Source organism: Streptomyces sp. 2131.1, assembly GCF_900105515.1.
Taxonomy (GTDB): Bacteria; Actinomycetota; Actinomycetes; order Streptomycetales; family Streptomycetaceae; genus Streptomyces; species Streptomyces drozdowiczii.
Map to the genome: position 1 here is coordinate 492006 of NZ_FNSY01000001.1, position 25642 is coordinate 517647.

Below are 25642 nucleotides of genomic sequence, written 5' to 3' on the forward strand. Positions count from 1 at the left end.
TTCTCGGCAGAGGGGGTCGACAATCGGCCATTCCCGAAGACAGAGACCCGGCACCGGCCCGTTCCTTTTCATCGCCTCTCCAAACCCTCCGCACCCCAGGTCCCCTCCATCAGGCGAATCACCACGGCGCCCGGCGTGCCTCCGCGCGGCCCGGAACATGCTCCCCGTCGTGTACGGATCACTCTTCTGGCGGCTGGCCGCGGCGCTCGCACTCACCTGGCTGCTGACCGCGCCCACCCCCGCGAGCGCCGACAGCTGCGCATACGCGTCCATCGGGGACGACGACGGCGGGACGGCCGTGGCCGTGAGCGGCGACGGCAGCTGCTTCGCCGGGCCGGTGCCGGAGCCCACCCCGACGCCCCCGCCGAAACCGAAGCCGCCGCCACCGCCGCCGCCCCCTCCCCCGAAACCGGCACCACCCCCGCCACCGCCCCCGCCGCTCCCTCCGGCACCCGAACCCGAGCCGGCACCCCCGCCTCCGCCGCCTCCTCCTCCGCCACCCGCCCTCGCGCCGAAGCCGGTGCCGAAGCCCTCTCCGTCCGTACGCCCTTCGCCTTCCGTCGCCCCCATCGCGCTCCCCGCCTACCGCAGACCGGTGCGCAAAACACCGGAGCGCCACACCTCGTTGGTCTCGCTCACCTTGGTGGTCACCGCGCCCGCGGTGTTCGCCGTCGCCGTGCTGCGGCCCCGTTCCCGCTGAAACCCGGAGACGCTCATGTCGGAATGGCTCGTTCTCACTCTCGCCATGGTGGCGGCCACGGCCGTCGTCCTGACCATCGCCGTCCTCAGCAACCGCAGACTCCCGGAGGACGACGACCCGTCCGAAACCCCCGACGTCATCGAGTACATGACGATGATGATCGGCGTGATCTACGCCATCGTGCTGGGCCTCGCCATCGCGGGTGTCTGGGAGGGCCGGAGCGCCGCGCAGGAGTACGTACGCCAGGAGGCCCAGGCCCTGCACGAGGTGAGCGCGCGCTCCTCCGTCTACCCGCAGGAGGTACGCACCCGCATCCGGGCCGACGTCGACGCGTACGTGAGCTACGTGGTGCACGACGAGTGGCGGACCATGACCGAGCACGGGGCGCTCGGCGACCACGGGGCCGAGCTTCTGGACAAGGTCCGGGCCGATGTGACGGACTACCGGCCGAGGACGGACCACGAGGGGCAGGCGTACCAGCCACTGGTCGACCAGGTGGCGGCCGCCGACGACGCCCGCAGCGCGCGGGGGCAGAGCGCCGGCGCGACCATGCCCGGGGTGGTGTGGTTCGGGCTGATCATCGGCGCCCTGGTCACCGTGGGGCTGATCTTCACCCTCCAGATCCGCCGGACGTTCCGGGAACTTTTGCTGGCCGGGCTCTTCAGTGTGCTGATCGCCTTCCTCCTCTTCCTGATCTGGGACTTCGACTCACCGTTCGGGCGGGGCTTCTCGGCCACCGCCGCTCCCTTCCTGGAGCTGTTCCCTGGGGCCGCGGGCGGGTAGCAAACACCCCGTCCGCCGCCCGGGGGACAGGGGTGCCCCATTCGCCGGACCCCGATCGCGGCCGAAATGCACCACTTCTAGCGTGGGCCCCATTCGAGGTGCATTTATGACGCTTTGTGGAAATCCGTTCCGCAGCTGCTCCTCGGGGACCCGGAGGATTCACCATGCGCGCAATACGTGTCGCCCCCGTCGCTCTGCTCGGCGCCGCAGCACTCGCCCTGACCGCCCCGGCCGTGACGGCTTACGCCGCGACCGCCGGCGGTCCGTCGGGCGGCGGGAACGGGTACACCGTGACGCCGTCGGTGGTCGCGCCCGGGGGCAAGGTCACCCTGGCGGCCCGGGGTTGCTCGACGACGGCCACGGCGTCCTCAGGGGTGTTCGACACCGTCACCATCCCGGTGAACGGCAGCAGCCAGGCCACCGTCGACTGGGACGCCAAGCCGGGCGCCGCCTACGAGGTGACGTTCATCTGCAACACCTCGCCCAGCTCCACGGCCAAGGTGAATCTCACCATCAGCGCGGCCACGGGCACGCCCACCACCAGCTCGACGAGCACCGGCGCCGCCCCGGCCTCGCCCGCCGGGGTGCAGGGCGGTCTCGGCGGAAGCATCGACAGCGTGAACTCCGGTGAGATCGTGGCGGGCACCACGCTCGCCGTGGCCGCCGGTGCCGGTGTCGTGTTCTTCGTGCGCCGCCGCAGGGAGAGCCGTTCGCACTGACCGGTACGAGCGGATGGGCAACGAGAGTCGCCCCGGGTCCTGTCTCAGGACTCGGGGCGACTTCGGATATCGGTCCGGCGGGGGCGTCCTTACGGTCAGGCCGCCCCATGACCCGTCCTCCGGCGGCGCATGACGTACATGCCTCCGCCGAGGGCCGCCGACGCGACGAGACCCGCGCCGACACCCATCTCCGCCGGTGTGGCGGCCATCGAACCGCCGAGCCCGCCCTGGGCGCCGCGGCTGTCGAGCACGGTGAAGCGGTGGCCGGCCGTCCGGTCGGTGCCGTCGCAGCGGACCGTCAGGTTGTACGTGCCGGGTGTCGCGTCGTTGAAGATGCGGACCCGGGCGTGGCCGACCCGGCCGGCCGAGAGCCGGGTGGTACGGAAGGCGTTGGACGAGACGCTGCCGCCCCGGCCGCAGCCCTCGGCACTGACCTGCATGGCAGCGCCCTGGTGCACGCGCTCCGGGTCGACGGTCACGTTGTTCGGGCCGTTGTTGCGCCCGTTTCCGTTGCCGTTGTTGTTCCCGTTGCCGTTGTTGTTGCCGTTCCCGTTGTTGTTGCCGTTGTTCCAGCCGTCCTGGTCGTTCCAGTCGTTCTGGTTGTTGCCGTTGTTCTGGTTGTTGTTCTGGTTGTTGTTCTGGTTGTTGTTCTGGTTGTTCCCGACGTCTCCGCCGGCGGCAGCCATCGGGGCGCCGACCCCGAGGGCGGCGACGGCGGCCGCGGCGACAACGAGAGCGCGTGTAGCACGCATCGTTCGAACCTCCACCGGGAAGCGCCCCGGGGCTCTGTGCGCCGGGATGGATCGACGAGAACGCCTCCCATGACGAACCCTCACCAGAACCTTGATCCACCGCATTTCGGCACTGCTCCGGACCGGTGATCCGACACGCCGCGCGAAGGGCCTCGGAACTGACGGAGCCGCAGGTCACAGAAGGTCAGAAGTTTTATCCGCCCGCTACTCCGATAAGCATCCGGGTGGCCCGCCGCCACCCGTTCGCCCTTCTCTGATCGCCGCCCGGTGGCGCCGCGCCTACCGTTCTGCTCGTCGCGACGAAGGGAGAACCATGGGCCGGGACAACTGGCGACCGGAACGGATCAGACACTCGCCCTGGGGCGCGCTCGCCCTGGCGATGCTCACCGGTCTGGCACTGATGCGCAACGGTGCCGACCTCTCCCCCGGCCCGCCGCAGCCGGTCGCGGCCGCCTCGGTGGGCCACCTGAAGAACGCCCCCGCGGCCCCGGCGGCGGGCCCGGCCGTCAAGCCGCTCCCGTACGCACCCGTCAGCCGCGTGGCGATCCCGTCCATCCAGGTCGACGCCCCGGTCATCGACGTGAACCTGGACCCGGACGGCTGGATCGAGACCCCGCCACCGGAGGACCCGAACCTGGCCGGCTGGTACCAGAACGGCATCGCCCCCGGCCAGGCCGGCACCTCCGTCATCGTCGGCCACGTCGACAACAAGGCGGGTCCGGCGGTGTTCTACGGACTGGGCTCGCTGAAGAAGGGCGACCACGTCGAGATCGACCGCAGCGACGACCGGGTCGCGGTCTTCGAGGTGTACGGCGTCGAGGTCTTCGCCAAGAACGACTTCCCCGGCGCCCGGGTGTACGGCGACACCGGTCAGCCGGAACTGCGGGTCATCACGTGCGGCGGCGGCTACACCAAGGCCAACGGCTACGACGGCAACGTGGTGGTCTTCGCCCGCCTGGTGGACACCCGCTGACGCGGGGGTCAGCGCCGCGGCACCGTGAGCCGGTATCCGTCGTCCAGCAGTTGCGGCAGATACCGGCGCAGCGCCGCCACGCTCTGCGAGCGGTTGCCGCCCGCGTCGTGCGAGAGCACCACCACTCCGGGGCCCGCCCCCCGCCTGACCCGGCGGACGATGGTGTCGGTCCCCGGGACGGTCCAGTCGAGGGTGTCCACGGTCCAGGCCATCGGCTCCATGCCCATGGCGGCACCGATCTCGAAGGAGTTGCGGTTCCACGCCCCGTAGGGCGCCCGGTACCAGAGCGGCGCCGCGCCGGTGATCTCCTCGATGACGTCGCTGGTGCGGCCGAGCTCTTCGATGACCCCGGCCCTGGAGAGCTTGGTGACCAGGGGGTGCGTCCACGTGTGGTTGCCCACGGTATGCCCCTCGTCGGCGATGCGGCGTACGAGGTCGCGGTTGTCGTTCGCCATCTCCCCGCAGAGGAAGAACATCGCCCGTACGTCGTGCTTGCGCAGGGTGTCCAGGATGTGCGGGGTGTAGAGCGGATCGGGGCCGTCGTCGAAGGTCAGCACCATGGCGTGCCCGATGTCGGTCAGCTGCTCGAACGGCCGGGTGCGGACCGGCGGCGCCGCGGGGCGGTAGCGGGGCGGCGTGTGTCCCGTCATGGGCCGCAGCCTATAGGCGAGCGGCCGTGTCCGGAGGGCGGCGGCCTGCGATCCGGCCGCCCCCGCCGGGCGGCGGGCCGGGGATGTTCCCGGGTCCGCGACGACGAGACCCACGGCAGTGGCGGCGCCCAGGCCGGTGGCCAGCCGCAGGACCGTTCTGCGCAGGGGCAGCCTGTGATCACTCTTCATCCCCCACTGCTCGCATGTCCGCCCGGCCGCCCGTCCCTGCGACACCGCGCACCGGGGGTTTTGCACCCGGATGGCGGGAACGCGTCCGCGCACGTGGTGGGTGGTGCGCGGCTCCCGGGAGGCCGGGCCGGGGGCCGCCGGGCGAGCCGATAACCTCACTGCCGTGACAGATCAGCACTCCCATCAGTTCGAACGTGGCACAGACGGACCGAAGGTGATCGTCGCGGGCCTCGACGGTTCCGAGTCCTCGATGCGCGCCGCGGCCTACGCCGCCGGGCTCGCCCGTCGCCAGCGGGCCATGCTGGCCCTCGTGTACGTGCAGCCGGTACTGGCGGCCGGCGCGGCGCTCGGCGCCCCGGTCGGCGACGCGACCGCCGAGGTGGCCGAGGGACTGGTCGAGGAGATCCGGGCGTCCACGGCCCGGATGAAGGACATATGGGATGTGCGCTGGGAGTTCCACACCTTCCGCGGTGATCCGTACAACGGTCTGGTGACCGCCGCCGACGAGCTCAAGGCGGACGCCGTCGTCGTGGGCGCCTCGGAGTCCGCCGGGCACCGCTTCATCGGCTCGGTGGCCGTCCGCCTCGTGAAGGCGGGCCGCTGGCCGGTCACCGTGGTGCCGTAACGCACCCGCTCGGGGTGCCGCCCGACCGTTCGCCGCACCATTCGCCGCTCTGAGCGACCGCTCGTCGCACGGGGCGGTGTTTGTCCTGTTCCTCGTGGCCTGAATGCGCTCGTATACGCCAGGTCGGCAGCGAGGCGACGGGAACTTGGCGGGAAGGGCGTTCACCATGACCACGACGACGACCGATGAGCGGGCCCTCACGGAGCTCCAGCGCGAGCACGGTGCCGCCCTGTTCCACTTCCTGCTCGGCCTGACCTTCGGCGACCGGCAGCGGGCCGAGGACCTGCTCCAGGAGACGCTGGTGCGGGCGTGGCAGCACCCCGAGGCGTTCGACGGCCCGTACGACTCCATGCGTCCATGGCTGTTCACCGTGGCCCGGCGGCTCGCGATCGATGCCCGGCGCTCGCGGCTGGCCCGGCCCGCCGAGGTCAGCGACGTGGTCCTGGAGTGTGCCCCGGCCGGGCCGGACACCGCGGAGTCGGCCGTCGCGGCGCTCGATGTGCGCGAGGCGGTGCGCGCCCTGAGCCCGGAGCACCGGTCGGTGCTGGTCCAGATCTACTTCCGCGGGCTGAGCGTCGGCGAGACCGCGGAGGTGCTCGGGATACCCGCGGGCACGGTGAAGTCGCGTTCGTACTACGCGCTGCGGCTGCTCTCGCGCCGGCTGCCCGGTTACTCCGACAGGTCGTCCTCCCGCAGCAGCGCCAGCAGTTCCACCGCCTCCGCGGTCGCCGCGTAGTCGGCGGTGCACCGGTCGCAGCCGCGCAGGTGGCGGGCGACCGTGCGGGCCTCGCCGGGGGTCAGCGCGTCCAGGACGTAGGCGCCCAGCAGTTGCCGTACATGCGGTCCCTCCCCGGGGTCGGCGGTCATCGCAACCTCATGTCTGTGACGGATCGGTCCGGCGGATCCTGCACTTCTGGCCACGCGGGGCGCGCTCCCCCGGTTCAATGCTGCGTGGGCCGTGCGGCCCACGGGAACGAGAAATGAGGCGATACGGGATGCCTCCGGAACATCACGAGGGGTCCGGCGGGGCCGAGCTGCCGGTCCCGATGGCCTGGATGTACGCGGAGTACCTCGCCGACGAGTTGCTGCGCACCGGTGACCTGATGGAGCCGGCGACGCTGGAGTACCGGGCGGGCCGGGACGCGCTGGCACTGACCATCTTCCTGCTGGACGGTGCGGTGGCCGGGGCGCTGCCGGCCGCGCGAGTGGACGAGCTGCGGCTGCTCACCGCGTACGGGCCGCAGTGGCGCCGCTGGGTGTGCGAGCGGCTGCGCTCCCCCGTGCGGGGCTGCACGGACTCGGACCTTGCGCTGGCCCGGGCGGCCTGGCGGTGGCTGGAGGAGACCGAGCTGCTGGCGGCCGATCTGGAGGCCATCGGCCCGCTGCCCTGGGAGCCGGTGGAGGGCGTGGAGGAGGAGTCCCAGGTGTGGACTCCCGCCTGGCAGTTGGGGCTCCCACTGGGGCACCTCGCGGTGCACCTGTACTGAAGCCTCTCAGGAACCGTGCACTCCGGCGCGGTACTTCGGCAGCCGTACGGTGATCCGCATCCCGGCGCCGATGCCCGTCTCGATGACGAGTCCGTACTCGTCCCCGTACACCTGGCGGAGCCGTTCGTCGACATTGAGCAGGCCGATGCCGGTGGATCTGCCTCCCTCGCCGCGCAGGATGTGGCGCAGCCGCTGGGGGTCCATGCCGGTGCCGTCGTCCTCGATGACGACCTCGGCCTCGGAGCCGGCGTCCAGGGCGCTGATGGTGATGCGGCTGGAGGTGACGGCGCCTTCGAGGCCGTGTTTGACGGCGTTCTCGACGAGCGGCTGGAGGCAGAGGAAGGGGAGGGCGACCGGCAGCACCTCGGGGGCGACCTGGAGGGTGACGGAGAGCCGTTCGCCGAAGCGGGCGCGGACCAGGGCGAGGTACTGGTCGATGGAGTGCAGTTCGTCGGCGAGGGTGGTGAAGTCGCCGTGGCTGCGGAACGAGTAGCGGGTGAAGTCGGCGAACTCCAGGAGCAGTTCGCGGGCCTGCTCCGGGTCGGTGCGGACGAAGGAGGCGATGGCGGCCAGTGAGTTGAAGATGAAGTGCGGGGAGATCTGGGCGCGCAGGGCCCTGATCTCGGCCTCGATGAGCTGGGTGCGGGAGCGGTCTAGTTCGGCCAGTTCCAGCTGGACGCAGACCCAGCGGGCGACTTCGCCCGCCGCGCGGGCCAGGACGGCCGATTCGCGCGGGGCGTAGGCGACGAGGGTGCCGAGGACGCGGTGGTCGACGGTGAGGGGCACGGCGACGGCCCACTTCAGCGGGCAGTCCAGGTCGTCGCAGTCGCTGCGGAAGGCGGTGTCCCGGCCGGTCTCCAGGACGCCCGCGACCTGCTCCATGACGTGCCGGCCGTGGTGGTCGCCCTCGCCGTCCCAGACCAGGACCCCGTCGCGGTCGGTGAGGCACAGCGCCTCGGTGCCCAGCAGCGAACGCAGCCGGCGGGCGGACCTGCGGGCGCTGTCCTCGGTGAGCCCGGCGCGCAGCGGGGGCGCGGCCAGGGACGCGGTGTGCAGGGTCTCGAAGGTGGCGTGTTCGACGGGCGTACCGACGTCGCTGGTGCGCAGCGGCCGGGCGGTGCGGCGGCCTAGCAGGAGCCCGCCGCCGAACAGCAGCAGGGCGAGCACGACGATGACGGCGTATCCGGCCCCGGTCACCGGTGCCTCCCGGTGGTGAGCGCTTCGGGCAGGTGGAAGCGGGTCATGGCGGCGTTGGTGCCGGGGGGTATCCGGCTCTGGGTCGCGAGCGAGACCAGGATCATGGCGAGGAAGCCGACGGGCACGGACCAGACGGCGGGCCAGGCGAGCAGGGCGTGCGGCCAGCCGGGCGGGCGTACCGCGCCGCTGACCGTGATGGCGACGGACAGCAGCGCGGAGCCGCCGCCGAGCAGCAGGCCGGCCACCGCGCCGGGCGGGGTGAGCCTGCGCCACCAGATGCCGAGGACGAGCAACGGGCAGAACGAGGAGGCGGAGACGGCGAAGGCCATGCCCACGGAGTCGGCGACGGGGACTCGGCTGACCATCAGCGAGCCGGCCAGCGGCACGGAGATGGCGAGGACGGTGGCCAGCCGGAAGTGGCGCACGCCGCGCGAGGGCAGCACGTCCTGGGTGATGACCCCGGCGACGGCCATGGTCAGCCCGGAGGCGGTGGAGAGGAACGCGGCGAACGCGCCGCCCGCGACGAGCGCCCCGAGCAGGTCGCCGCCTAGGCCGCCGATGACCCGGCCGGGCAGCAGGAGCACCGCGGCGTCCGCGTCGCCGCCGTGGATCAGCTCGGGGGCGTACAGGCGGCCCAGCGCGCCGTAGACGGGCGGCAGGAGGTAGAAGACGCCGATGAGGGCGAGGACGGCGACGGTGGTGCGGCGGGCGTCGCGGCCGTTGGGGCTGGTGTAGAAGCGGACGACGACGTGCGGCAGGCCCATCGTGCCGAGGAAGGTGGCGATGATGAGGCCGTAGGTGGCGTACAGCGGATGGTCGGCGCGGAAGGCGGAGAGGTGCTCGTCGAAGGTGATGCGGGGCGATCCGTCACCCTGCCAGGCCAGTACCAGGAAGATCGCGGGGACGAGGAGCGCGGTCAGCTTCAGCCAGTACTGGAAGACCTGTACGAAGGTGATCGAGCGCATGCCGCCGGCGGCGACGGCGAGTACGACGACGGACGCGACCAGCACGTCGCCGAGCCAGCCGGGCGCCCCGGTGAGGATCTTGAGGGTGAGTCCGGCGCCCTGGAGCTGGGGCACGAGGTAGAGCCAGCCCGCGCCGACGACGAGGACGCTGACAAGCCGGCGCACCTGCCGGGACTCCAGGCGCCCTTCGGCGAAGTCGGGCAGGGTGTAGGCCCCCGAGCGGCGCAGGGGTGCGGCGACGAAGACCAGCAGGACGAGATAGCCGGCGGTGTAGCCGACCGGGTACCAGAGCATGTCGGGGCCGTGGACGAGGACCAGTCCGGCGATGCCGAGGAAGGAGGCGGCGGAGAGGTATTCGCCGCTGATCGCGGCCGCGTTGAGCCGGGGGCGCACGGTGCGGGAGGCCACGTAGAAGTCGGAGGTGGTGCGGGATATCCGCAGGCCGAATCCGCCGACGAGGACGGTCGCCAGGACGACCACGGCGACGGCCGTCACCGCGTACGTGCGGCTCACGGGGCGGGGCGGCCTTCCACGAGCCGGGCGAAGTCGCGCTCGTTGCGCTCGGCGCGGCGCACGTACCACCAGGCGAGCAGGGTGAGCGGCGGGTACGCGGCGAAGCCGAGGACGGCCCAGACGACGGCGGAGCTGTGCAGGGCCTCGAAGACGAGGGGCAGGGTGCCCACGACGGCGGCGAGGACCGCGAAGGCGGTCAGCCCGGCCCGCAGCTGTCCGCGCATCAGCGAGCGGACGTAGGCGCCGCCGAGCGCGGTCTGCTCGTCGATCTCCGACTGGGTGCGGTAGCGCGGCAGCGGGCGCACCCGTCGGGGCTCCCCCGTCACCACTTCGCGCCGGGGTGTGGGCTCTGCGGACATGGGGCCGGAGTGTAGGCGGCGTCCTGCCCTGCTGGGAAGGGGTTTCGGGCCCGGTAGCCGCTGGTCAGCGGCCGGTCCCGCGCATCAGCAGATCGCGCAGCGCGCGGGTGTGGCGGCGGCTGACGGCGAGTTCCGCGGTGCCGATGCGCACGCTCATGCTGCCCGCGTCCAGGCGCAGTTCGTCGATCCGGCCGAGCGCCACGAGGTGGCGGCGGTGGATGCGGACGAAGCCCCGGGTGCGCCAGCGCTCCTCCAGGGTGGTCAGGGGGACGCGGACGAGGTGGCTGCCGGCGGCGGTGTGCAGCCGGGCGTAGTCGCCCTGGGCCTCGGCGTAGGTGATGTCGTCGATCGGGATGAAGCGGATGACGCCGCCCAGTTCGACGGGGATCTGGTCGTATGCGGTGTCGTGGACGGGGGCGGAGCGGTCCCCGACCTGCTCGGCGACGCGGCGGACGGCCTCGGCCAGGCGTTCGCGGCGGACCGGCTTGAGGACGTAGTCGACGGCCTTGAGGTCGAAGGCGTGCACGGCGAAGCCCTCGTGGGCGGTGACGAAGACGATGAGCGGGGGCGCGGCGAAGCCGGCGAGGAGCTGGGCGACATCGAGGCCGGTCAGGCCCGCCATGTGGATGTCGAGGAAGACGACGTCGATGGCGGACGGGTCGTCGGGCCCGGCGTCGACGGCGCCGCCGATGCGGCGCAGCGCCTCGGTGGCCCCGGTGGCTCCCTCCGCGCTGCGGATGCGGGGGTCGGCGCGCAGGAGGTAGAGGAGTTCCTCCAGTGCGGGTTCTTCGTCGTCGACGGCGAGTACGCGGAGCATGAGGCCGGAGTGTAGGGCCTGGTTCCCCGGATGGCGCCCCTACTTGAGCAGCCTGGACAGGCGGCGGTCGGCGAGGGGTTTGCCGCCGGTCTGGCAGGTCGGGCAGTACTGGAGCGAGGAGTCGCTGAAGGAGACCTCGCGGATGGTGTCCCCGCAGACCGGGCACGCCTTTCCGGTACGTCCGTGCACGCGCATCGCGCTCTTCTTCTCGGCCTTCAGCCGGCCCGCCTCGACACCGCCCGAACGGGCCACGGCGTCCTCCAGGGTGGCGCGCATGGCCTCGTGGAGCCGGGTGACCTCGTCGTCGGTGAGGTTCGCGGTGAGCTTGAACGGCGACATCTTCGCGACGTGCAGGATCTCGTCGCTGTAGGCGTTGCCGATGCCGGCGATGAGCGACTGGTCGCGCAGGGCGCCCTTGATCTGGCGGCGTTCCCCGTCGAGCAGCGCGGCGAACGCGTCCCGGTCGAACTCCGGGCCGAGCGGGTCGGGCCCCAGGCGGGCGATCCCGGGCACCTCGGCCGGGTCGCGCACGAGGTGGACGGCGAGGCGCTTGGTGGTGCCGGCCTCCGTCAGGTCGAAGCCGTCGCCGCCGGTGAGGACGGTACGCAGGGCGAGCGGGCCCTTGCCGGGGCGCGGCGGGGCCGCCGGGAAGGCGTCGTTCCAGCGGAGCCAGCCGGCCCGGGCGAGGTGGGTGACGAGGTGGAGCGGGCCGACGCCGATGTCGAGGAACTTGCCGTGCCGCCGTACGTCGGTGACCGTGCCGCCGTGCAGGGCGGTGAGCGGCGGGTCGTACGTCTTGAGGACGCTGATGGCGACGGGCAGGACGCGGTCGATCTCCTTGCCGACGAGGTGGTCGTCGAGGAAGAGCCGCAGGGCTTCGACTTCCGGCAGTTCGGGCATGCTCCCAGCCTGCCGCAGCCCCGCCCGGGACGCCTACCGAAGGCCGTACACGCGTTCGGCGGTGGTGGCGAGCACGGCCGCGCGCTCCTCCTCGCCCAGGTCCTGGATCAGGGCGCGGGCGGTGTCCAGGACCTCGGTGTACGTGGCGGCGAGCCGGCACACCGGCCAGTCGGATCCGAACATGAGCCGGCCGGGTCCGAAGGCGTCGATGACGGTCTCGGCGTAGGGGCGCAGGTCGTCGGTGCCCCAGGTGCGCCAGTCCGCTTCGGTGACGAGTCCGGAGAGCTTGCAGACGGTGTTGGGCAGGGCTGCGAGGGCCCGCAGGTCGCCGGCCCAGGGGTGGATGCGCCCGGTCGCGACCGGTGGTTTGCCCGCGTGGTCGAGCACGAACACGAGGCCGGGGAGCGCGGCGGCGGCCCGGGCGGCGGCGGGCAGCTGGTGCGGGAGGACCACCAGGTCGTAGACGAGCCCGGCGTCGGCCGCGGCGGCCAGGCCGCGCAGCACGTCGGGCCGCAGCAGCCACTCCGGGTCCGGTTCGCCCTGGACCTGGTGGCGCAGGCCGACGAGCCGGTCGCCGCCGGGGAGTTCGCGCAGGGCGGCCAGGGTGTCGGCGATGTCCGGGGCGGTGAGGTCGCTCCAGCCGACGACGCCGGCGACCAGGTCGCTGCTCTCGGCGAGCGCCAGGAACTCGGGGGTCTCCTCGGCCACGGTGACGGTCTGGACCAGCACGGTGGCGCTCACCCCGGCCGGGCGGGCCTCGGGCTCCAGGTCGGCGAGGGTGAAGTCGCGGCGCAGGGGGGCCAGCGCCTCGCCGGTGATCCAGTCCTGGTCCCGTACCGAGAGGTCCCACACATGGTGGTGGGCGTCCACGATGCGGGGCCCGGGGGTCATCTCACAGCTCCCAGACGACGGGGAGCCCGGCTTCGGCGCCCTCGGCGGAGTAGTCGTGCGCGACGTCGAGGAGGCCGTCCATCCGGGTCTGCCAGGCGACGTTGACGGGCAGCTGCTCCAGCTCCGCCAGGAGGCGCGCGTAGTCGTCGCACTCGATGAGGTGGAACAGGTCGGTGCCGCTGCGCCAGATCGTCCAGGAGCCGGCGCCGGCCGCCCGGATCGCGTCGGTCAGCTCCGGCGGGACCTCGCGGTGCGCGGCCTCGTACTCCGCGACGCGGTCGGTACGGACCTTCGTATGAAGGGCGATACGCATGTCAGTGTCCGTTCCCGGGCAGCAGGCCCTGGTCGCGCAGGTCGTCCCAGAGGGCGTCGGGGATCTCCCGGTCCAGCTGTGCGGCGGCGTCCCGCACCTCGTCCGGGGAACGCGTGCCGACGAGCACCCCGGCGACGGCCGGGTGGGTGAGCGGGTAGTGCAGGGCGGCGGCGCGCAGCGGTACGCCGTGGGCCTCGGTGACGCCCTTCAGGTGCAGGGCCCGGTCCAGGAGGTTCAGCGGGGCCGTGGCGTAGTCGTAGGTGGCGCCGGGGCGGGGATCCGCGAGGAGGCCCGAGTTGAAGACCCCGCCGACGACGACGCTCCGGCCGTGCGCGGCGGCGGCGGGCAGCAGGTCGGTGAGGGCGGCCTGGTCGAGGAGGGTGAAGCGGCCGGCGCACAGGACGACGTCGACGTCCGTGTCGCGTACGAAGCGGGTGAGCATCGCGGTCTGGTTCATGCCGGCGCCGATCGCCCCGACGATTCCTTCGGAGCGCAGCTTCTCCAGTTCCGGGTACGCCTCGCGGAAGGCGGCCTCGGCGTGGTCGTCGGGGTCGTGGAGGTAGGCGACGTCGACACGGTCGAGGCCGAGGCGGTCGAGGCTGTCCTCGATGCTGCGGCGGACGCCGGCGGCGCTGAAGTCCCAGCGGCGGCGGTGCGTGGCGCGTACGACGAAGCCCTCGGACGGCCCGTGGGAGGCGGCGGTCTCCGAGGGGGGCAGCGGGTCGAGGACGCGGCCGACCTTGGTGGAGAGCGTGTAGGCGTCGCGGGGGCGTCGGCGCAGGGCCTCACCGAGGCGGCGTTCGGAGAGGCCGAGTCCGTAGTGGGGCGCGGTGTCGAAGTAGCGGATGCCCGCGTCCCAGGCGGCGTCGACGGCCGCGGCGGCCCGCTCCGGTTCCACCTCGCTGAAGAGGTTGCCGATGGCGGCCGCGCCGAAGGAGAGTGCGGTGATCTCCACCGTGCTGCCGCCGAGCCTGCTGCGCCGCATGCTGTCGCCGCCCTCCCCGATGATCGCTGCCACACAGCGAATATTCATCGGGTCACTTGAGCGCGTCAACACCCTTGTTGCCGCCAATTACAGCGATCAGGGGGATACCTGTCCGATCTATGCCTTGATCACCTCTGCGAGAAGCGCTTCCAGCTCCTCGTCGGCGCACCGTGCCAGCCCCTCCAGATCCGGCAGCGCCTTGCCGTCGCCGACCAGGCCGATGTGCACGCGCGAGCCGTACGTGGTCAGCGCGACGGCCATGGACTGTCCCCGGGCCAGCGGCGCCATCGGGTAGAGGGCGCTCAGCGGGCAGCCGGCCAGCGAGAGCCGCGAGCGCGGCAGGGGCACGCTGGTGACCAGGACGTCGAAGAGCATCCGGGCCGCGTTCCCGGCCAGCGGAGCGCCGAAACGGTGGGCCAGCGAGGGCAGCTGGTCGGCCAGCACGGCGACCGCCCCCGCTCCCCGCAGCGGACCGGCCGCCTTGTTCCGGTCCATCGCCTCGCGCACCAGACGCAGCCGCTCACGGGGGTCCGGCTCCGAGACGGGGAGGCCCAGGAGGTACGCGGACAGCCGGTTCCCGGTGGCGGCCGCCGCACCGCCCGGCCGCCGCCGGGAGACCGGGACGAGGGCGCGCGGGTCGTGGCCCGGCGGGGTCTCGCCGCGCTCCAGCATCCAGCGGCGCAGCGCGCCCGCCACGACGGCGAGCAGCACGTCGTTGCCGGTGCCGCCGGTCGCGCGGCGGACGCGGCGCACGGCGTCGAGGTCGAGGTCGGCCGTGGCCAGCCGCCGGGTCCCGCTGGAGCCGGCCCTGAGCACCGGTGCGCCACGGAGGTCGAGGCGGCCGGCCCGTACGAGCGAGGCGCCGACACCGAAGGCGCGGCCCAGGTCCTCGATCCGTCCGAGGGCGAGTCCGGCGACCTGGCGGGGGCCGGGCATCCAGGACCGGGCCGGCACCGGAAGCGGGCGCACGGCGGGGCGGGGGCGGGCGGTCGCGGGGGCGATCTGGTCGAAGATCCCGGCCCCGATGGCGACCGCCCGCATCCCGTCGGCCAGCGCGTGGTGGAGCTTGACGAGCACGGCGAAAGGGCCGTCGGCGGGTCCGTCGATGAGGTACATCTCCCAGGGCGGCAGGCCCCGCCGCAGCGGCCGCTCCATCAGCTCGCCGGCCAGCCGGGTCGCGGCCCCCATGAAGCCGGGCCCGCCGGGCGCGGTCTCCTCGGCGGGCAGCCGCACGCGGCGGACGTGGTGGTGGACGTCGAAGTCCGGGTCGGTGGACCAGGCCGCGCCGCCGACGGGCAGCAGGACGTCGCGAACCCGCATGCGCAGCCGGGGAATCGCGGCGGCGCGGGCGCCGAGGAGTTCGAGGAGCGCGTCGGGACCGGGGTCCGCGGCGGGCGGCGGCGCGAAGACGGCGAGCGCGCCGAGGTGCATGGGGTGGGCAGCGGACTCGAGGTGCCAGAAGGCGAGATCGAGGGGTGCCAGTAGCTCAGTGCCCAACGGGTCCTCATGTCGTCGAAGACGGGAGACCGACCACGCCGAAGTCAATCTCCGGCGGTCCATCACGGTCAAGTGCAAACACGTTACGTTCAGTTACATTCCAGTTGCTCAACCCCTCCTCCGTCCGGACGAAGGGCGGCCGCCGGGTCAGCCGCGTGGCGGAACGACGAACTCGCTCCAGACGCACTTGCCGGTCCCCCGGGACTCGACGCCCCAGGCGTCGGCCAACTGGTCGACGAGCATCAGGCCACGCCCGGAGACGCCCGCCTCACCGGCGTCCCGGCGGCGCGGCAGCGCGCTCGACCGGTCCTCGACGTCGACCCTGAGCCGACGGTCCGGTCCGGTGAGCACCCGGATGGTGACGATGGCGCCGCCGTCGGTGTGCATCAGGGCGTTGGTGACCAGTTCGTCGGCGGCCAGCTCGACCTCGTCGGCCCGGTCCTTGGCGCCCCAGGCCCGGACCGCGGCGCGGATCATGTGGCGGGCCGAGCTGAGCGCCTCGGGGTCGTTCTGCGCGACGTGCTGCTGGAGCCTGCCGCCGGACTGCGGGGCCTGGGCGGCCTTGCGGCGCAGCAGCAGCATCGCCACGTCGTCCTCGCCGCCGCGCTCGTCCACCGAGGCGCAGAGCCGGTCGGCGAGCTGTTCGAGGTCCTGCGGTCCGTTGGTGACCAGGGCGGTGAGCCGCTGGGTGCCCTCGTCGAGATCGGCGCCGGGGAGTTCCACCAGGCCGTCGGTGAACAGCACCATGGTCTGGCCGGGGTCCAGCTCGACGGTGGAGACCGGGTATTCGAGCCGGCCGAACTCGGCGGAGAGCCCGAGCGGCAGCCCGCCCTCGGAGGGCACCCGGTGGCAGCCGCCGTCGGAGTCGCGTACCAGCGGGTCGACATGGCCGGCGCGGACCAGCTGGACGACGCCGGTGGTCAGGTCGGCCTCGGCGTAGGTGCAGGTGGCGAAGCGGTCGGTGTCGAGTTCGTGCAGGAAGACGGATGCCCTGGCCATCACCGTGGCGGGGCTGTGCCCCTCGGCGGCGTACGCCCTCAGCACGATCCGCAGCTGCCCCATGACGGCCGCCGCGTGGGTGTCGTGGCCCTGGACGTCCCCGATGACGGCGCCCACCCGGCCGCCGGGCAGCGGGATGACGTCGTACCAGTCGCCGCCGATGTCCCGGCCCAGCCGGGCCGAGCGGTAGCGCACGGCGATCTGGGCGCCGGGCACGTCGGGGATCCGGCGCGGCAGCATGGCCTGCTGGAGCCCTTCGGCGAGGTCGTGCTCCTGTTCGTAGAGCATGGCGCGCTGGAGGCTCTGGGCGATGGAGCTGCCGAGGGCGAGCAGGAGGTTCCGCTCGTCGGCGGTGAAGCCGTCCTTGCCGCTGTAGAGGAGCCCGAGCGCGCCGATCGGGCGGGCCTGGGCGATCAGCGGGAGATAGGCGGCCGAGGTGATGCCGAGATGGCTGATGTGCGGCCACAGGACGGGGTAGGACGTGGCGAAGTCCTCGGCCGACTCGATGAACCGGGGGCCGAGCGTGCGGACGACCTCGCTCATCGGGTACTGCTCGTCCGTGCGGGTGTACCGCGTCCCCGGCACGAACGAGCCCTCCGGCCCGTCGGCCACCAGGTGGATGCGGCCGGCCTCGATCAGCCCCATGACCAGGCTGGTCGCGCCGAGCAGGGCGAGGCCCTCGGAGTTCTTCAGGACCTCGATGACGTCCTTGACCGTACGGGCGTGGGCCAGCGCGGCGGTGGTCGCATCCACGAGGCTGGTCCGGCGCCTCAGCTCCTCGTCCAGCTCGCGACGGGCGGCGGACTCGGCGAGCTCCGGGCCGGCATCCCGGACGATGCCGATGATCCGGCGCGGCCGGCCGCTGTCGTCGCGGCGGACGAAGCCCTGGGTGTGCGCCCAGCGCAGGGTGCCGTCGCGCGACTGGAGGCGGAAGTACGCCCCGTAGTTGCTGCGGCCGCTCTTCAGCACCTCGGAGACCATGGCGTCCAGCCGGACGCCTTCCTCCGTCGGCACGCGCAGCCCGAGCGTCTGCGGCCGGTTGTCGTACTCGTCGGCCCTCAGGTCGAACACGTCGAGGGCGGGCCTGTCCATGTGCATGAGCCCGCTGTCGAGATCCCAGTCGAAGCTGCCCATTCGGTTCAGGGCGAGGCTGAGATCCGGGTGGGCGGGCCAGTCGTCCGGGAGTGACAGGGCACCCGCTACCCGATCATCCATGTGCGTCACTCTGCCACCATTTGTCCGAATCTTCGACTGAACCGTCCATCTGGTGAACGTGCGATGGGACACATTTACGGAAAGGCCCGAGGCGCCTGATTCCAAGGGATTCCGGTGCGCGGGGGCGGGACGGGTACCGAATACCGGCCGGTAACGGCGCCCCGCCCCGAAAACGGGTCCGAGCAGGGGCTAACGTGTGCGGCGGGGGTCGACTAAGCCTTGCCTTACCAAGCGGCCCTGCTTCTGATCGTCCGTTCGAAGGAACAGCTCGCCATGACACGCCCCGTCCGCGTCGCCATCGTCGGAGCCGGTCCCGCCGGCATCTACGCGGCGGACGCGCTGCTCAAATCCGACGCGGCCGCCGACCCGGGCGTCTCCATCGACCTGTTCGAGCGGATGCCCGCCCCCTTCGGCCTCATCCGCTACGGCGTGGCTCCCGACCACCCGCGCATCAAGGGCATCGTGCAGGCGCTGCACCAGGTGCTGGACAAGCCGCAGCTGCGCCTCTTCGGCAACGTCGACTACCCGAACGACCTGGGTCTCGACGAGCTGCGCACGTTCTACGACGCGGTCATCTTCTCGACCGGCGCCGACGCGGACCGCGCCCTGGACATCCCGGGCAACGACCTCGACGGCTCGTTCGGGGCCGCCGACTTCGTCTCCTGGTACGACGGCCACCCGGACGTCCCGCGCACCTGGCCGCTGGAGGCCGAGAAGGTCGCCGTGCTGGGCGTCGGCAACGTCGCGCTCGACGTGGCCCGCATCCTCGCGAAGACAGCCGACGAGCTGCTGCCGACGGAGATCCCCGCCAACGTCTACGACGGCCTGAAGGCCAACAAGGCGCTGGAGGTGCACGTCTTCGGCCGGCGCGGCCCGGCCCAGGCCAAGTTCAGCCCGATGGAGCTGCGGGAGCTGGACCACTCGCCGAACATCGAGGTCATCGTCAACCCCGAGGACATCGACTACGACGCGGGTTCGATCGAGACCCGGCGCGGGAACAAGCAGGCCAACATGGTCGCCTCCACGCTCGAGAACTGGGCGATCCGCGACATCGGCGACCGGCCGCACAAGCTCTTCCTGCACTTCTTCGAGTCGCCCGTCGAGATCCTCGGCGAGGACGGCAAGGTCACCGGGCTGCGCACCGAGCGCACCGAGCTGGACGGCACGGGCAACGTGCGGGGCACCGGCGCCTTCCACGACTGGGACGTGCAGAGCGTCTACCGGGCGGTGGGCTACTACTCGCAGGAGTTGCCGAAGCTGCCCTTCGACGTCGCGTCCGGCACGGTGCCGCACGCCGCGGGCCGGGTGCTCGCGGGCGACGAGCCGATGGAGTCGGTGTACGTCACCGGCTGGATCAAGCGGGGGCCGATCGGCCTGATCGGGCACACCAAGGGCGACGCCAACGAGACGGTCGCCTGCCTGCTGGAGGACCACGCCGCCGGCCGGCTGCCCGCCCCGGAGCGGCCCGAGCCCGAGGCCGTCACCGCCTTCCTGGAGGAGCGCGGCATCCGCTACACCACCCGTGAGGGCTGGTACCGCCTCGACGCCCACGAGCGCGCCCTCGGCGCCGCGCAGGACCGTGAGCGGATCAAGGTCGTGGAGCGCGAGGGAATGCTGGACGCCTCGGAGGCCGGCAACTGACACCACGGCGACGGCCCCGCACACCCCTGTCGGGTGTGCGGGGCCGTCGCCGTGGGAGGGTTCGGCGTCCCTGAGCGCCTTCACGCCGCTTCACGGGGAGGCGTGCTCGCCACGGGCCCGCTCGCGCACCCGGTCCGGATAGCGCTCGGTGAAGCGTACGGCGAACACCAGCAGGACCACCGGGATGATCCAGTTGAACCAGTCGCGGCCCGACGAGGTGTGCAGCGCGATCAGACCCAGCAGGGCGGTGGCGGCGAAGACGGCACCCCACAGCAGCGTCAGCACCTGGTTGACGTGGCGGAACACCGGCGTGCCCCACACCTCACGGGGCGTCGACTCACGCGCGTACTGCTCGGTGAACGGGACGAACGCCAGCGAACCGAGTGCCACGACCGCGATCACGGCGCTGGACAGCACCTGGGCGTACCTCTCCACCCAGTCCAGGTCCTGCCGGTCCAGGAACAGTGCCAGGACGCTCAGCAGCGCGAAGAAGACGATGCCGGTGACCTCCAGGGCCTTGAAGGAACCCCGGCGCATGTCCGGTAGGTTGAGCACCACGGCGGCCACCAGTCCGGCCAGCGCGGCGTACTCCCAGGTACTGGGGGACGCGACGACGACGAAAATGATCCACGGGGCGAACGCGAAGAACAGGTTCCCGGTCCGCCGCTTCGAACGGGCTTCAGCCACCGGACACCTCCAGGGTGTGGCCCGGCACGGCGATGTGCCGCGTCTTCCATTGTCGGCCCGTGGAGCGCACGCCGCATTCCGCGCGGGGCGCGTTGCGGCGGGCCGGGGCCGGGGATTCAATGAAGAGTCAGCTCGGCCCGCATCCGGGTGCGCCCTCACGTCCCGGCAAGGGAGGCCGCCATGGCCGCACATGCCGCACACGCCCTCGACCCGAGCCGCGTGGTCCATCTCTCGGGCCGCTTCGCCCCCGTCACCGAAGAGGTCGACGAGGCCGGACTGAGCGTGACGGGCTCGCTCCCCGCCGAGTTGGACGGGGTGTTCCTGCGCAACGGCCCCAATCCCCGCTTCACGCCGATCGGTTCGTACCTCTACCCGATCGACGGCGACGGCATGCTGCACGGGGTGTGGATCTCCGGCGGCCGGGCCCGCTACCGCAACCGGTTCGTCCGGACACCCGCCCTGGTCGCCGAGGAGCGGGCCGGGCGGGCGCTGTGGGGCGGGATCGAGTCGATGATCCTGCCGCAGGTGCCGGACGTCGAGCCGGAGCTGGCCGGCACGTTCCGCGACATGCCCGACATCAACGTGGTGCGCCACGCGGGGCGGCTCTTGGCGCTCGCCGAGTCCGACTGCCCGTTCCTCATGGCTCCCGACCTGCGGACCGTCGGCAAGGAGACGTTCGACGGGGCGCTGCCGGCCGGTATCACCGCGCACCCCAAGACCGATCCGGTCACCGGGGAGATGCTCGTCTTCTGCTACGGCCTGGAGCCGCCGTACCTGACCTGGTCCGCCATCGGCCCCCAAGGCGACGTGGTCCGTGGTCCCACGGCCGTGGACGGGGTCGACGAGCCGATGATGATCCACGACATGGCGATCACCCCGCGCTTCCTGGTGCTCGTGCTGGCGCCGGTGTTCTTCGACATCGAGGCCGCCATGAGCGGCGGCTCCATGATCGACTGGCGGCCCGAACGCGGCACCCGCGTGGCCCTGATCCCGCGCGACGGGAGCCCGGTTCGCTGGGCCGCCGACGACGCGTTCTGGCTGTGGCACACGGTCAACGCGTACGACACCGAGCCCAGCGGCGGGGACGTCGTACTGGACTACGTGCAGTGGACGCGCCTGTCCCTGGGCGAGCCGGCCGAGGGCGCCGGGCCCAACCACGCGGGCCTGGTGCGCGCGGTCATCGACCCGGTGGCCGGCACGATGCGCCGCACGGTGCTGGACGACGTCCGGATGGAGCTCCCGCGCACCGACGACCGGCTGATCGGCCGGCGCCACCGGCAACTCGCCGTGGCCTCGGACTCGGGCAACCCGGACCTGCTGCCGGGCGAGTTCGACGAACTGCGCTGGTACGACGGCAACGACCCCACCGGTACGCATGTCGCGTGGCGGGCGGGGAACCTCTCGGTCGGCGAACCGGTCTTCGCCCCCGTGCCCGGCACCGGTCCGGGCGAGGGCGGCTACTGGATGACGTACGCCACCGACCGCACCGACGCGAGCAGCTGGCTGCTCGTCATCCCGTCCGAGGACCCGACGTCGGGCCCCGTCGCCCGCGTGCGCATCCCGGTACGGGTCCCGCTGGGCCTGCACGGGAACTGGCTGCCGACCGAGGAGTGAGCCCGCCGGGCCGCCGGACAGGCCCTAGCCGCCCCGGGGCAGCTGGACCGATGTCGGCGGCGCGTCGGTCATCGGCGGCTCGTCCGGCTCCGGCGGATCCCCCGAGGGTTCGTCCGTGGGGTCCCCGGTCGGCACGGGGCAGTGCGTCTCATCCGGCTCCCGGTCGGGAAGGCCGCCGGCCACCGCCGGTTCGCCCGGCGGCTTCGGCGCGATCCGGGTCGGACAGTCCTCCGGCGGCCCGGTGGGGTCCGGCGGCTCCGACGGGCCGTCCGGGCTCGGGGACCCGCTCGGAGTCCCGGGCTTCGTGCTCGGCGCCGGTACGTCGGGGAGCGGACCGGTGATGTCGGTGCCGGGGTCGTAGGGAGGCGGCACCGCGGGGGTGCGGTCACCGGCGCCCTCGTCACCGACGGGCCGGGCGAGCCAGTTGTGATGGACAACGTCGACGATCACCAGCTCCGCCACGGGCCGCGTGGCGGGCGCGACGACGACGGTCCGCGCCGGGTCGAACCCCGCCCACCGCTCCCCCGCCGCCGCGGCCACGTCCGCCTCCCCCGACGGCGGGTCCAGCGGGTTCCCGCAGGCGCAGCGGACCCGGGGCAGGCCCCGGCCGTCGACCATGACCGCCGTGCCGGCCTGGAGGACGGACTGGTACGTGGTGACCTCCCCGGCTCGGAAGCCGTGCCCCGTGACCAGCGTGTCGGCGCGCAGCTGGACCGGCGTCAGCCCGCGCAGGAAGCCGGCGACCCGGTCGCGCGGGACCGACGCGGTGCGGGCGAAGGCCTGTTCCTTCGCCGGGTCGACGTCGAGCATCCGGATCAGCGCCTCGACGTCGCAGGACGGGACAGCACGCGTTCCGGCGTAGAGACCGGGTGTCGCCCCGGTGCGGGTGAGCCCTTTCGCCTTGCCGGGCGCGGACGGCGAGCGGGGCGCCCCGGAGCGCGTGGTGTCCGGTCCTACGGCGGGGAGGCCCGCGGTGGAGGCCGTGAAGGGGGCGGTGCCGGGATCGGCGGCGGGCTGGAGGAGCACGTCCCCCGCGAGGGCCGTCCCGCTGGCGGGGCCGCCGCCCCCGGAGGTGCCCCGGGCGCAGCCCGCGGCGAGAAGGAAGCCGGCGGAGAGCAGGGCGAGCGCGGTGCGCCGCAGTCGTATGCGTGAGTGCACGAGGGGGTCTCCTGCCTGGTCACCGGTCTCCCGGTCGCTCCTCCCATGTCTGCCGCACTTCCCCCACCGCCGCAAGCCAACCGCCTCCCGGGAGGCGAACGAACCCTGACGCCTTGAACGCGTTCAACCAACGCCGTACAGTTTGCGACGACAGCGATTTGAACACGTTCAACTCGGGGGTGGGTGAGTCATGTCGGTCCTTGTCGGGCTGATCGTGATGCTGGGAATGCTGGTGATCGTGCCGGCCGGGCTGCGGCTCGCCGACGCACCGGAACTGGACCGCATCAAACGGTTCTGGCCGGTCTTCGCCGCCCCCGGCGCGGTCTCGCTCTGGCTGCCGCGCGGTACGGCCGCCACGGTCCTGGCCCTCTGCTACGGAATCGGGGCCGCGCTTCTCGCGCTGCACGCCGTGCCCCGCGCCGCCCGCCGCGACGGCCCCCTGCGTTCCCCGGCCACGGCGCCGGCCGAGATCGCCCTGCTCACCGCTCTGGTGACGCCGGCCGTCGCCGCCACCGCGCTGGTCGCCGAACGCGCCGGGCACCCGCTGTTCGGCTTCGGCCTCGGCATCCTGGCGCTGACCGTGCCGCACTTCCACTTCGCCGGGTTCGCCGCCGCCCTGATCGCGGGGCTGGTGAGCCGGGTCGCCGACGGTCCGGCGGGCCGGTTCGCGGCGCTCGGCGTGCCCCTGGGCACCCTGCTCGTGCTGGCCGGCTACTTCATCGGCGACTGGGCCGAACTCGCCGGGGCGGTCGTCCTGACGGCCGGGATGTGGACCGTGGCGCTGCTGACCTGGCGCACGGTCCGCCCCGCCCACCGCGACCGCGCCACCCGGCTGCTGCTCGCCGTCTCGGCCGCCGTGCTCGCGGTGACCATGGTCCTCGCCCTGACCTGGGCGCTGGGCGAGGCGACGGGCATGCCGCACCCCGGCCTCCTCTGGATGGCCGCCACCCACGGCGTGGGCAACGCGCTGGGGTTCGCACTCTGCTCGGTCCTCGCCTGGCAGCGCCCGCACCTCCACGACGAAGGAAGCATCCGATGAGCAGCCTCAACTACCCGGAGGCGGGCGCCACCCGCCTCGGCCCGCTCCCCGACCGCTACAACCACCTGCACCACCGCACCCGGGTCGGGCGCGGCCGCGCCGACTTCGAGGCGGCCGGAGCGGCGATCACCGAGTTCCGGATGCACCGCGGGTCGGGGGCGCACGTGGAGGCGTCCACGCCACGCGCCGACGCGGGGACGGCCGTTCGGGTGGCGGTGCAGGCCGGGCCGCTGCGGCTCGCGGTCCCCTGCCGGGTGATCTGGGCCGAGTACGGTCCGGCGCGGATCGGGTTCGGCTACGGGACGGAGACCGGCCACGCCGAGTGCGGCGAGGAGTGCTTCGTGGCCGAACTCGCCGAGGACGGCACGGTCTGGTTCAGGGTGATGGCGTTCAGCCGGCCCGCCCGCTGGTACTCGCGGCTCGGCGGTCCGCTGGTACCGCCGCTCCAGCGGTGGTACGCGCGCCGGCTCGGCCGCACGCTGCGCCGGCTCGTCACGGAGGAGCGCGAGCGGCGCGGGATGCCCGGCCGATGAGCCCGGGGGCGGGGCCGGGCCATACTGGTAGCGATGGAGTGGTTCACCGCTGACGGGTACTGGCTCGGCCGGCTGGTCTTCCAGAAGGCCCTCGCCGTCATCTACCTGACCGCCTTCCTCGCCGCAGCCCTGCAGTTCCGGGCGCTGATCGGTGAGCGCGGCATGCTGCCCGCGACCGACGCCCTGCGGCACACGTCCTGGCGCGCCGCCCCGGGGCTCTTCCGTCTCCACTGCTCCGACCGCTTCTTCGCCGTCGTCGCCTGGACCGGCTGCGCGGTGTCCGTCGCGCTGATCGCGGGCGCTGACAACCATGTGCCGCTGGGCGCCGCGATGGCGCTCTGGGCGGTGCCGTGGCTGCTGTACCTGTCGATCGTGCAGGTGGGCGGCGTCTGGTACGGCTTCGGCTGGGAGTCGCTGCTCCTGGAGACGGGTTTCCTCGCCGTCTTCCTGGGGAACGCGGGCACCGCGCCGCCGGTGCTCGTGCTGTGGCTGCTGCGGTGGCTGCTGTTCCGGCTGGAGTTCGGCGCCGGGCTCATCAAGTGGCGCGGCGACGCCTGCTGGCGGAACCTGACGTGCCTGGAGTTCCACCACGAGACGCAGCCGATGCCAGGGCCGCTCAGCTGGTTCTTCCACCGCCTCCCCCGGCCCGTGCACCGCGTCGAGGTGGCGGCCAACCATGTGACCCAGCTGCTGGTTCCGGTGCTGCTGTTCACCCCGCAGCCGGTGGCCGGCTTCGCGGCGGGCCTGATGATCGTGACCCAGTTGTGGCTGGTGCTCTCGGGCAACTTCGCCTGGCTCAACTGGCTGACCATCACGCTCGCCCTGCCGGTCATCGACTGGTCGCCGCTGACCGAGCCGCCGGCCCAGCGCGGCGCGCCCGTCTGGTACGCCGTGCTGGTCATCGCCGTCACCGCGCTGGTCCTGGCCCTCAGCTACCGCCCGGCCCGCAATCTGGTCTCCCGCCGCCAGGTGATGAACCGGTCGTTCGACCCGCTGCACCTGGTCAACACGTACGGCGCGTTCGGCAGCATCAGCCGGGTCCGCCTGGAGGTGGTCGTGGAGGGCACCGAGGACGCGATCGTGCACCCGGGCACGGTATGGAAGGAGTACGGCTTCCGGGGCAAGCCGGGTGATCCGCGCCGGCTGCCGCGCCAGTTCGCCCCGTACCATCTGCGACTGGACTGGATGATGTGGTTCGCCGCGCTCTCCCCCGCGTACGCCAGGTCCTGGTTCGGCCCGTTCGTGGAACGGCTGCTGGAGAACGACCGGGACACGCTGCGGCTGCTGCGGCACAACCCGTTCCCGGACGCCCCGCCGGCCCAGGTGCGGGCCCGGGTCTTCCGCTACCGCTTCACCACGTGGCGCGAACTGCGTGCGACCGGCTGCTGGTGGCACCGCACCTTCGTACGCGACTTCCTGCGCCCGACCCGGGCGTAGCGGG

The 25642-nt window shown here is 72.8% G+C and carries 27 protein-coding genes; 12 read left to right on the forward strand and 15 right to left on the reverse strand.

Annotation, left to right across the window (positions count from 1 at the left end):
* The first annotated feature begins 169 nt into the window (after positions 1–169).
* The 3 genes from BLW14_RS34205 (at position 170) to BLW14_RS02440 (ending at position 2202) form a co-directional block, all read left to right on the forward strand.
* Positions 170–700: a hypothetical protein gene (locus tag BLW14_RS34205; protein ID WP_143051990.1), complete on the forward strand. Its 531-nt coding sequence runs from the start codon at positions 170–172 to the stop codon at positions 698–700.
* 15 nt (positions 701–715) lie between these two features.
* Entirely contained in the window at positions 716–1483 is a 768-nt protein-coding gene (locus tag BLW14_RS02435; protein ID WP_093703825.1) for a bestrophin-like domain, read from the forward strand.
* 164 nt (positions 1484–1647) lie between these two features.
* Positions 1648–2202 carry a hypothetical protein gene (locus BLW14_RS02440; RefSeq protein WP_093703826.1) on the forward strand — a complete coding sequence of 185 codons (555 nt, stop codon included), beginning with the start codon at positions 1648–1650 and terminating at the stop codon, positions 2200–2202.
* A gap of 95 nt (positions 2203–2297) precedes the next feature.
* Here BLW14_RS02440 and BLW14_RS02445 read toward each other — a convergent pair whose 3' ends face one another.
* Entirely contained in the window at positions 2298–2954 is a 657-nt protein-coding gene (locus BLW14_RS02445; RefSeq protein ID WP_093703828.1) for a hypothetical protein, read from the reverse strand.
* 313 nt (positions 2955–3267) lie between these two features.
* Between BLW14_RS02445 and BLW14_RS02450 the strand changes: the two genes are divergently transcribed.
* Positions 3268–3927: a class F sortase gene (locus tag BLW14_RS02450; RefSeq protein WP_093703830.1), complete on the forward strand. Its 660-nt coding sequence runs from the start codon at positions 3268–3270 to the stop codon at positions 3925–3927.
* 8 nt (positions 3928–3935) lie between these two features.
* Here the strand turns inward: BLW14_RS02450 and BLW14_RS02455 are convergent, their stop codons facing one another.
* Positions 3936–4766 carry a polysaccharide deacetylase family protein gene (locus BLW14_RS02455; RefSeq protein ID WP_093703832.1) on the reverse strand — a complete coding sequence of 277 codons (831 nt, stop codon included), beginning with the start codon at positions 4764–4766 and terminating at the stop codon, positions 3936–3938.
* A gap of 163 nt (positions 4767–4929) precedes the next feature.
* On the opposite strand from BLW14_RS02455, the gene BLW14_RS02460 reads away from it, so the two are divergent.
* Positions 4930–5391, forward strand: a complete 462-nt coding sequence (locus BLW14_RS02460; RefSeq protein WP_026243150.1) for a universal stress protein — start codon at positions 4930–4932, stop codon at positions 5389–5391.
* A 166-nt stretch (positions 5392–5557) separates the two neighbouring features.
* A complete protein-coding gene (locus BLW14_RS02465; protein WP_093703834.1) occupies positions 5558–6127 on the forward strand; it encodes a sigma-70 family RNA polymerase sigma factor in 570 nt (189 codons plus the stop codon).
* Here the strand turns inward: BLW14_RS02465 and BLW14_RS02470 are convergent.
* Positions 6061–6258 (reverse strand): zf-HC2 domain-containing protein, encoded by a 198-nt coding sequence (locus BLW14_RS02470; RefSeq protein WP_093703836.1) that lies wholly within the window; start codon positions 6256–6258, stop codon positions 6061–6063. The two genes, BLW14_RS02465 and BLW14_RS02470, sit on opposite strands and share 67 nt — an antisense overlap.
* 128 nt (positions 6259–6386) lie before the next feature.
* Here BLW14_RS02470 and BLW14_RS02475 point away from each other — a divergent pair, with 128 nt between their 5' ends.
* Positions 6387–6878, forward strand: coding sequence for a hypothetical protein (locus BLW14_RS02475; protein WP_093703838.1), 492 nt, complete (start codon positions 6387–6389; stop codon positions 6876–6878).
* Positions 6879–6884: 6 nt separating this feature from the next.
* On the opposite strand, the gene BLW14_RS02480 is transcribed toward BLW14_RS02475, so the two are convergent.
* From BLW14_RS02480 to BLW14_RS02525, 10 genes are all read right to left on the reverse strand, one after another.
* Positions 6885–8075 (reverse strand): sensor histidine kinase, encoded by a 1191-nt coding sequence (locus BLW14_RS02480; protein ID WP_093703840.1) that lies wholly within the window; start codon positions 8073–8075, stop codon positions 6885–6887.
* Positions 8072–9553, reverse strand: coding sequence for a sodium/solute symporter (locus BLW14_RS02485; RefSeq protein WP_093703842.1), 1482 nt, complete (start codon positions 9551–9553; stop codon positions 8072–8074). Before BLW14_RS02485 ends, BLW14_RS02480 begins: the two co-directional genes overlap by 4 nt.
* The gene (locus BLW14_RS02490) at positions 9550–9912 is read right to left on the reverse strand and encodes a hypothetical protein (RefSeq protein ID WP_051093502.1); all 363 of its coding nucleotides are present in this window, start codon (positions 9910–9912) and stop codon (positions 9550–9552) included. The genes BLW14_RS02485 and BLW14_RS02490 overlap by 4 nt, the downstream gene beginning before the upstream one ends.
* A gap of 64 nt (positions 9913–9976) precedes the next feature.
* Positions 9977–10729 carry a LytR/AlgR family response regulator transcription factor gene (locus BLW14_RS02495; RefSeq protein WP_093703845.1) on the reverse strand — a complete coding sequence of 251 codons (753 nt, stop codon included), beginning with the start codon at positions 10727–10729 and terminating at the stop codon, positions 9977–9979.
* 39 nt (positions 10730–10768) lie between these two features.
* A complete protein-coding gene (locus BLW14_RS02500) occupies positions 10769–11629 on the reverse strand; it encodes an Fpg/Nei family DNA glycosylase (protein ID WP_093703847.1) in 861 nt (286 codons plus the stop codon).
* A 33-nt stretch (positions 11630–11662) separates the two neighbouring features.
* Positions 11663–12520, reverse strand: coding sequence for an amidohydrolase family protein (locus BLW14_RS02505; protein ID WP_093703849.1), 858 nt, complete (start codon positions 12518–12520; stop codon positions 11663–11665).
* Position 12521: 1 nt separating this feature from the next.
* Positions 12522–12833 carry an L-rhamnose mutarotase gene (locus tag BLW14_RS02510; protein ID WP_093703851.1) on the reverse strand — a complete coding sequence of 104 codons (312 nt, stop codon included), beginning with the start codon at positions 12831–12833 and terminating at the stop codon, positions 12522–12524.
* A gap of 1 nt (position 12834) precedes the next feature.
* Complete coding sequence (locus BLW14_RS02515) at positions 12835–13818, reverse strand: aldo/keto reductase (RefSeq protein ID WP_093710626.1); 984 nt, start codon at positions 13816–13818, stop codon at positions 12835–12837.
* 117 nt (positions 13819–13935) lie between these two features.
* Entirely contained in the window at positions 13936–15315 is a 1380-nt protein-coding gene (locus BLW14_RS02520) for a wax ester/triacylglycerol synthase family O-acyltransferase (protein WP_093703853.1), read from the reverse strand.
* Between the two features lie 147 nt (positions 15316–15462).
* Positions 15463–17529, reverse strand: coding sequence for a SpoIIE family protein phosphatase (locus BLW14_RS02525; RefSeq protein ID WP_177153882.1), 2067 nt, complete (start codon positions 17527–17529; stop codon positions 15463–15465).
* 273 nt (positions 17530–17802) lie between these two features.
* On the opposite strand from BLW14_RS02525, the gene BLW14_RS02530 reads away from it, so the two are divergent.
* Positions 17803–19170 (forward strand): FAD-dependent oxidoreductase, encoded by a 1368-nt coding sequence (locus tag BLW14_RS02530; protein WP_093703857.1) that lies wholly within the window; start codon positions 17803–17805, stop codon positions 19168–19170.
* Between the two features lie 90 nt (positions 19171–19260).
* On the opposite strand, the gene BLW14_RS02535 is transcribed toward BLW14_RS02530, so the two are convergent.
* Positions 19261–19857 (reverse strand): DUF3159 domain-containing protein, encoded by a 597-nt coding sequence (locus BLW14_RS02535; protein ID WP_093703859.1) that lies wholly within the window; start codon positions 19855–19857, stop codon positions 19261–19263.
* Positions 19858–20037: 180 nt separating this feature from the next.
* Between BLW14_RS02535 and BLW14_RS02540 the strand changes: the two genes are divergently transcribed.
* A complete protein-coding gene (locus BLW14_RS02540; protein WP_093703861.1) occupies positions 20038–21471 on the forward strand; it encodes a carotenoid oxygenase family protein in 1434 nt (477 codons plus the stop codon).
* A gap of 24 nt (positions 21472–21495) precedes the next feature.
* On the opposite strand, the gene BLW14_RS02545 is transcribed toward BLW14_RS02540, so the two are convergent.
* Complete coding sequence (locus tag BLW14_RS02545; RefSeq protein ID WP_093703863.1) at positions 21496–22629, reverse strand: DUF6777 domain-containing protein; 1134 nt, start codon at positions 22627–22629, stop codon at positions 21496–21498.
* A gap of 190 nt (positions 22630–22819) precedes the next feature.
* On the opposite strand from BLW14_RS02545, the gene BLW14_RS02550 reads away from it, so the two are divergent.
* Genes BLW14_RS02550 through BLW14_RS02560 form a run of 3 tightly spaced genes read left to right on the forward strand, consistent with a single transcriptional unit; the run spans position 22820 to position 25638 of the window.
* Entirely contained in the window at positions 22820–23668 is an 849-nt protein-coding gene (locus BLW14_RS02550; protein ID WP_093703865.1) for a YndJ family protein, read from the forward strand.
* Entirely contained in the window at positions 23665–24201 is a 537-nt protein-coding gene (locus tag BLW14_RS02555; protein ID WP_093703867.1) for a DUF1990 family protein, read from the forward strand. Before BLW14_RS02550 ends, BLW14_RS02555 begins: the two co-directional genes overlap by 4 nt.
* Positions 24202–24234: 33 nt before the next feature.
* Positions 24235–25638: a lipase maturation factor family protein gene (locus tag BLW14_RS02560; protein ID WP_093703869.1), complete on the forward strand. Its 1404-nt coding sequence runs from the start codon at positions 24235–24237 to the stop codon at positions 25636–25638.
* The last annotated feature ends 4 nt before the right edge of the window (positions 25639–25642 follow it).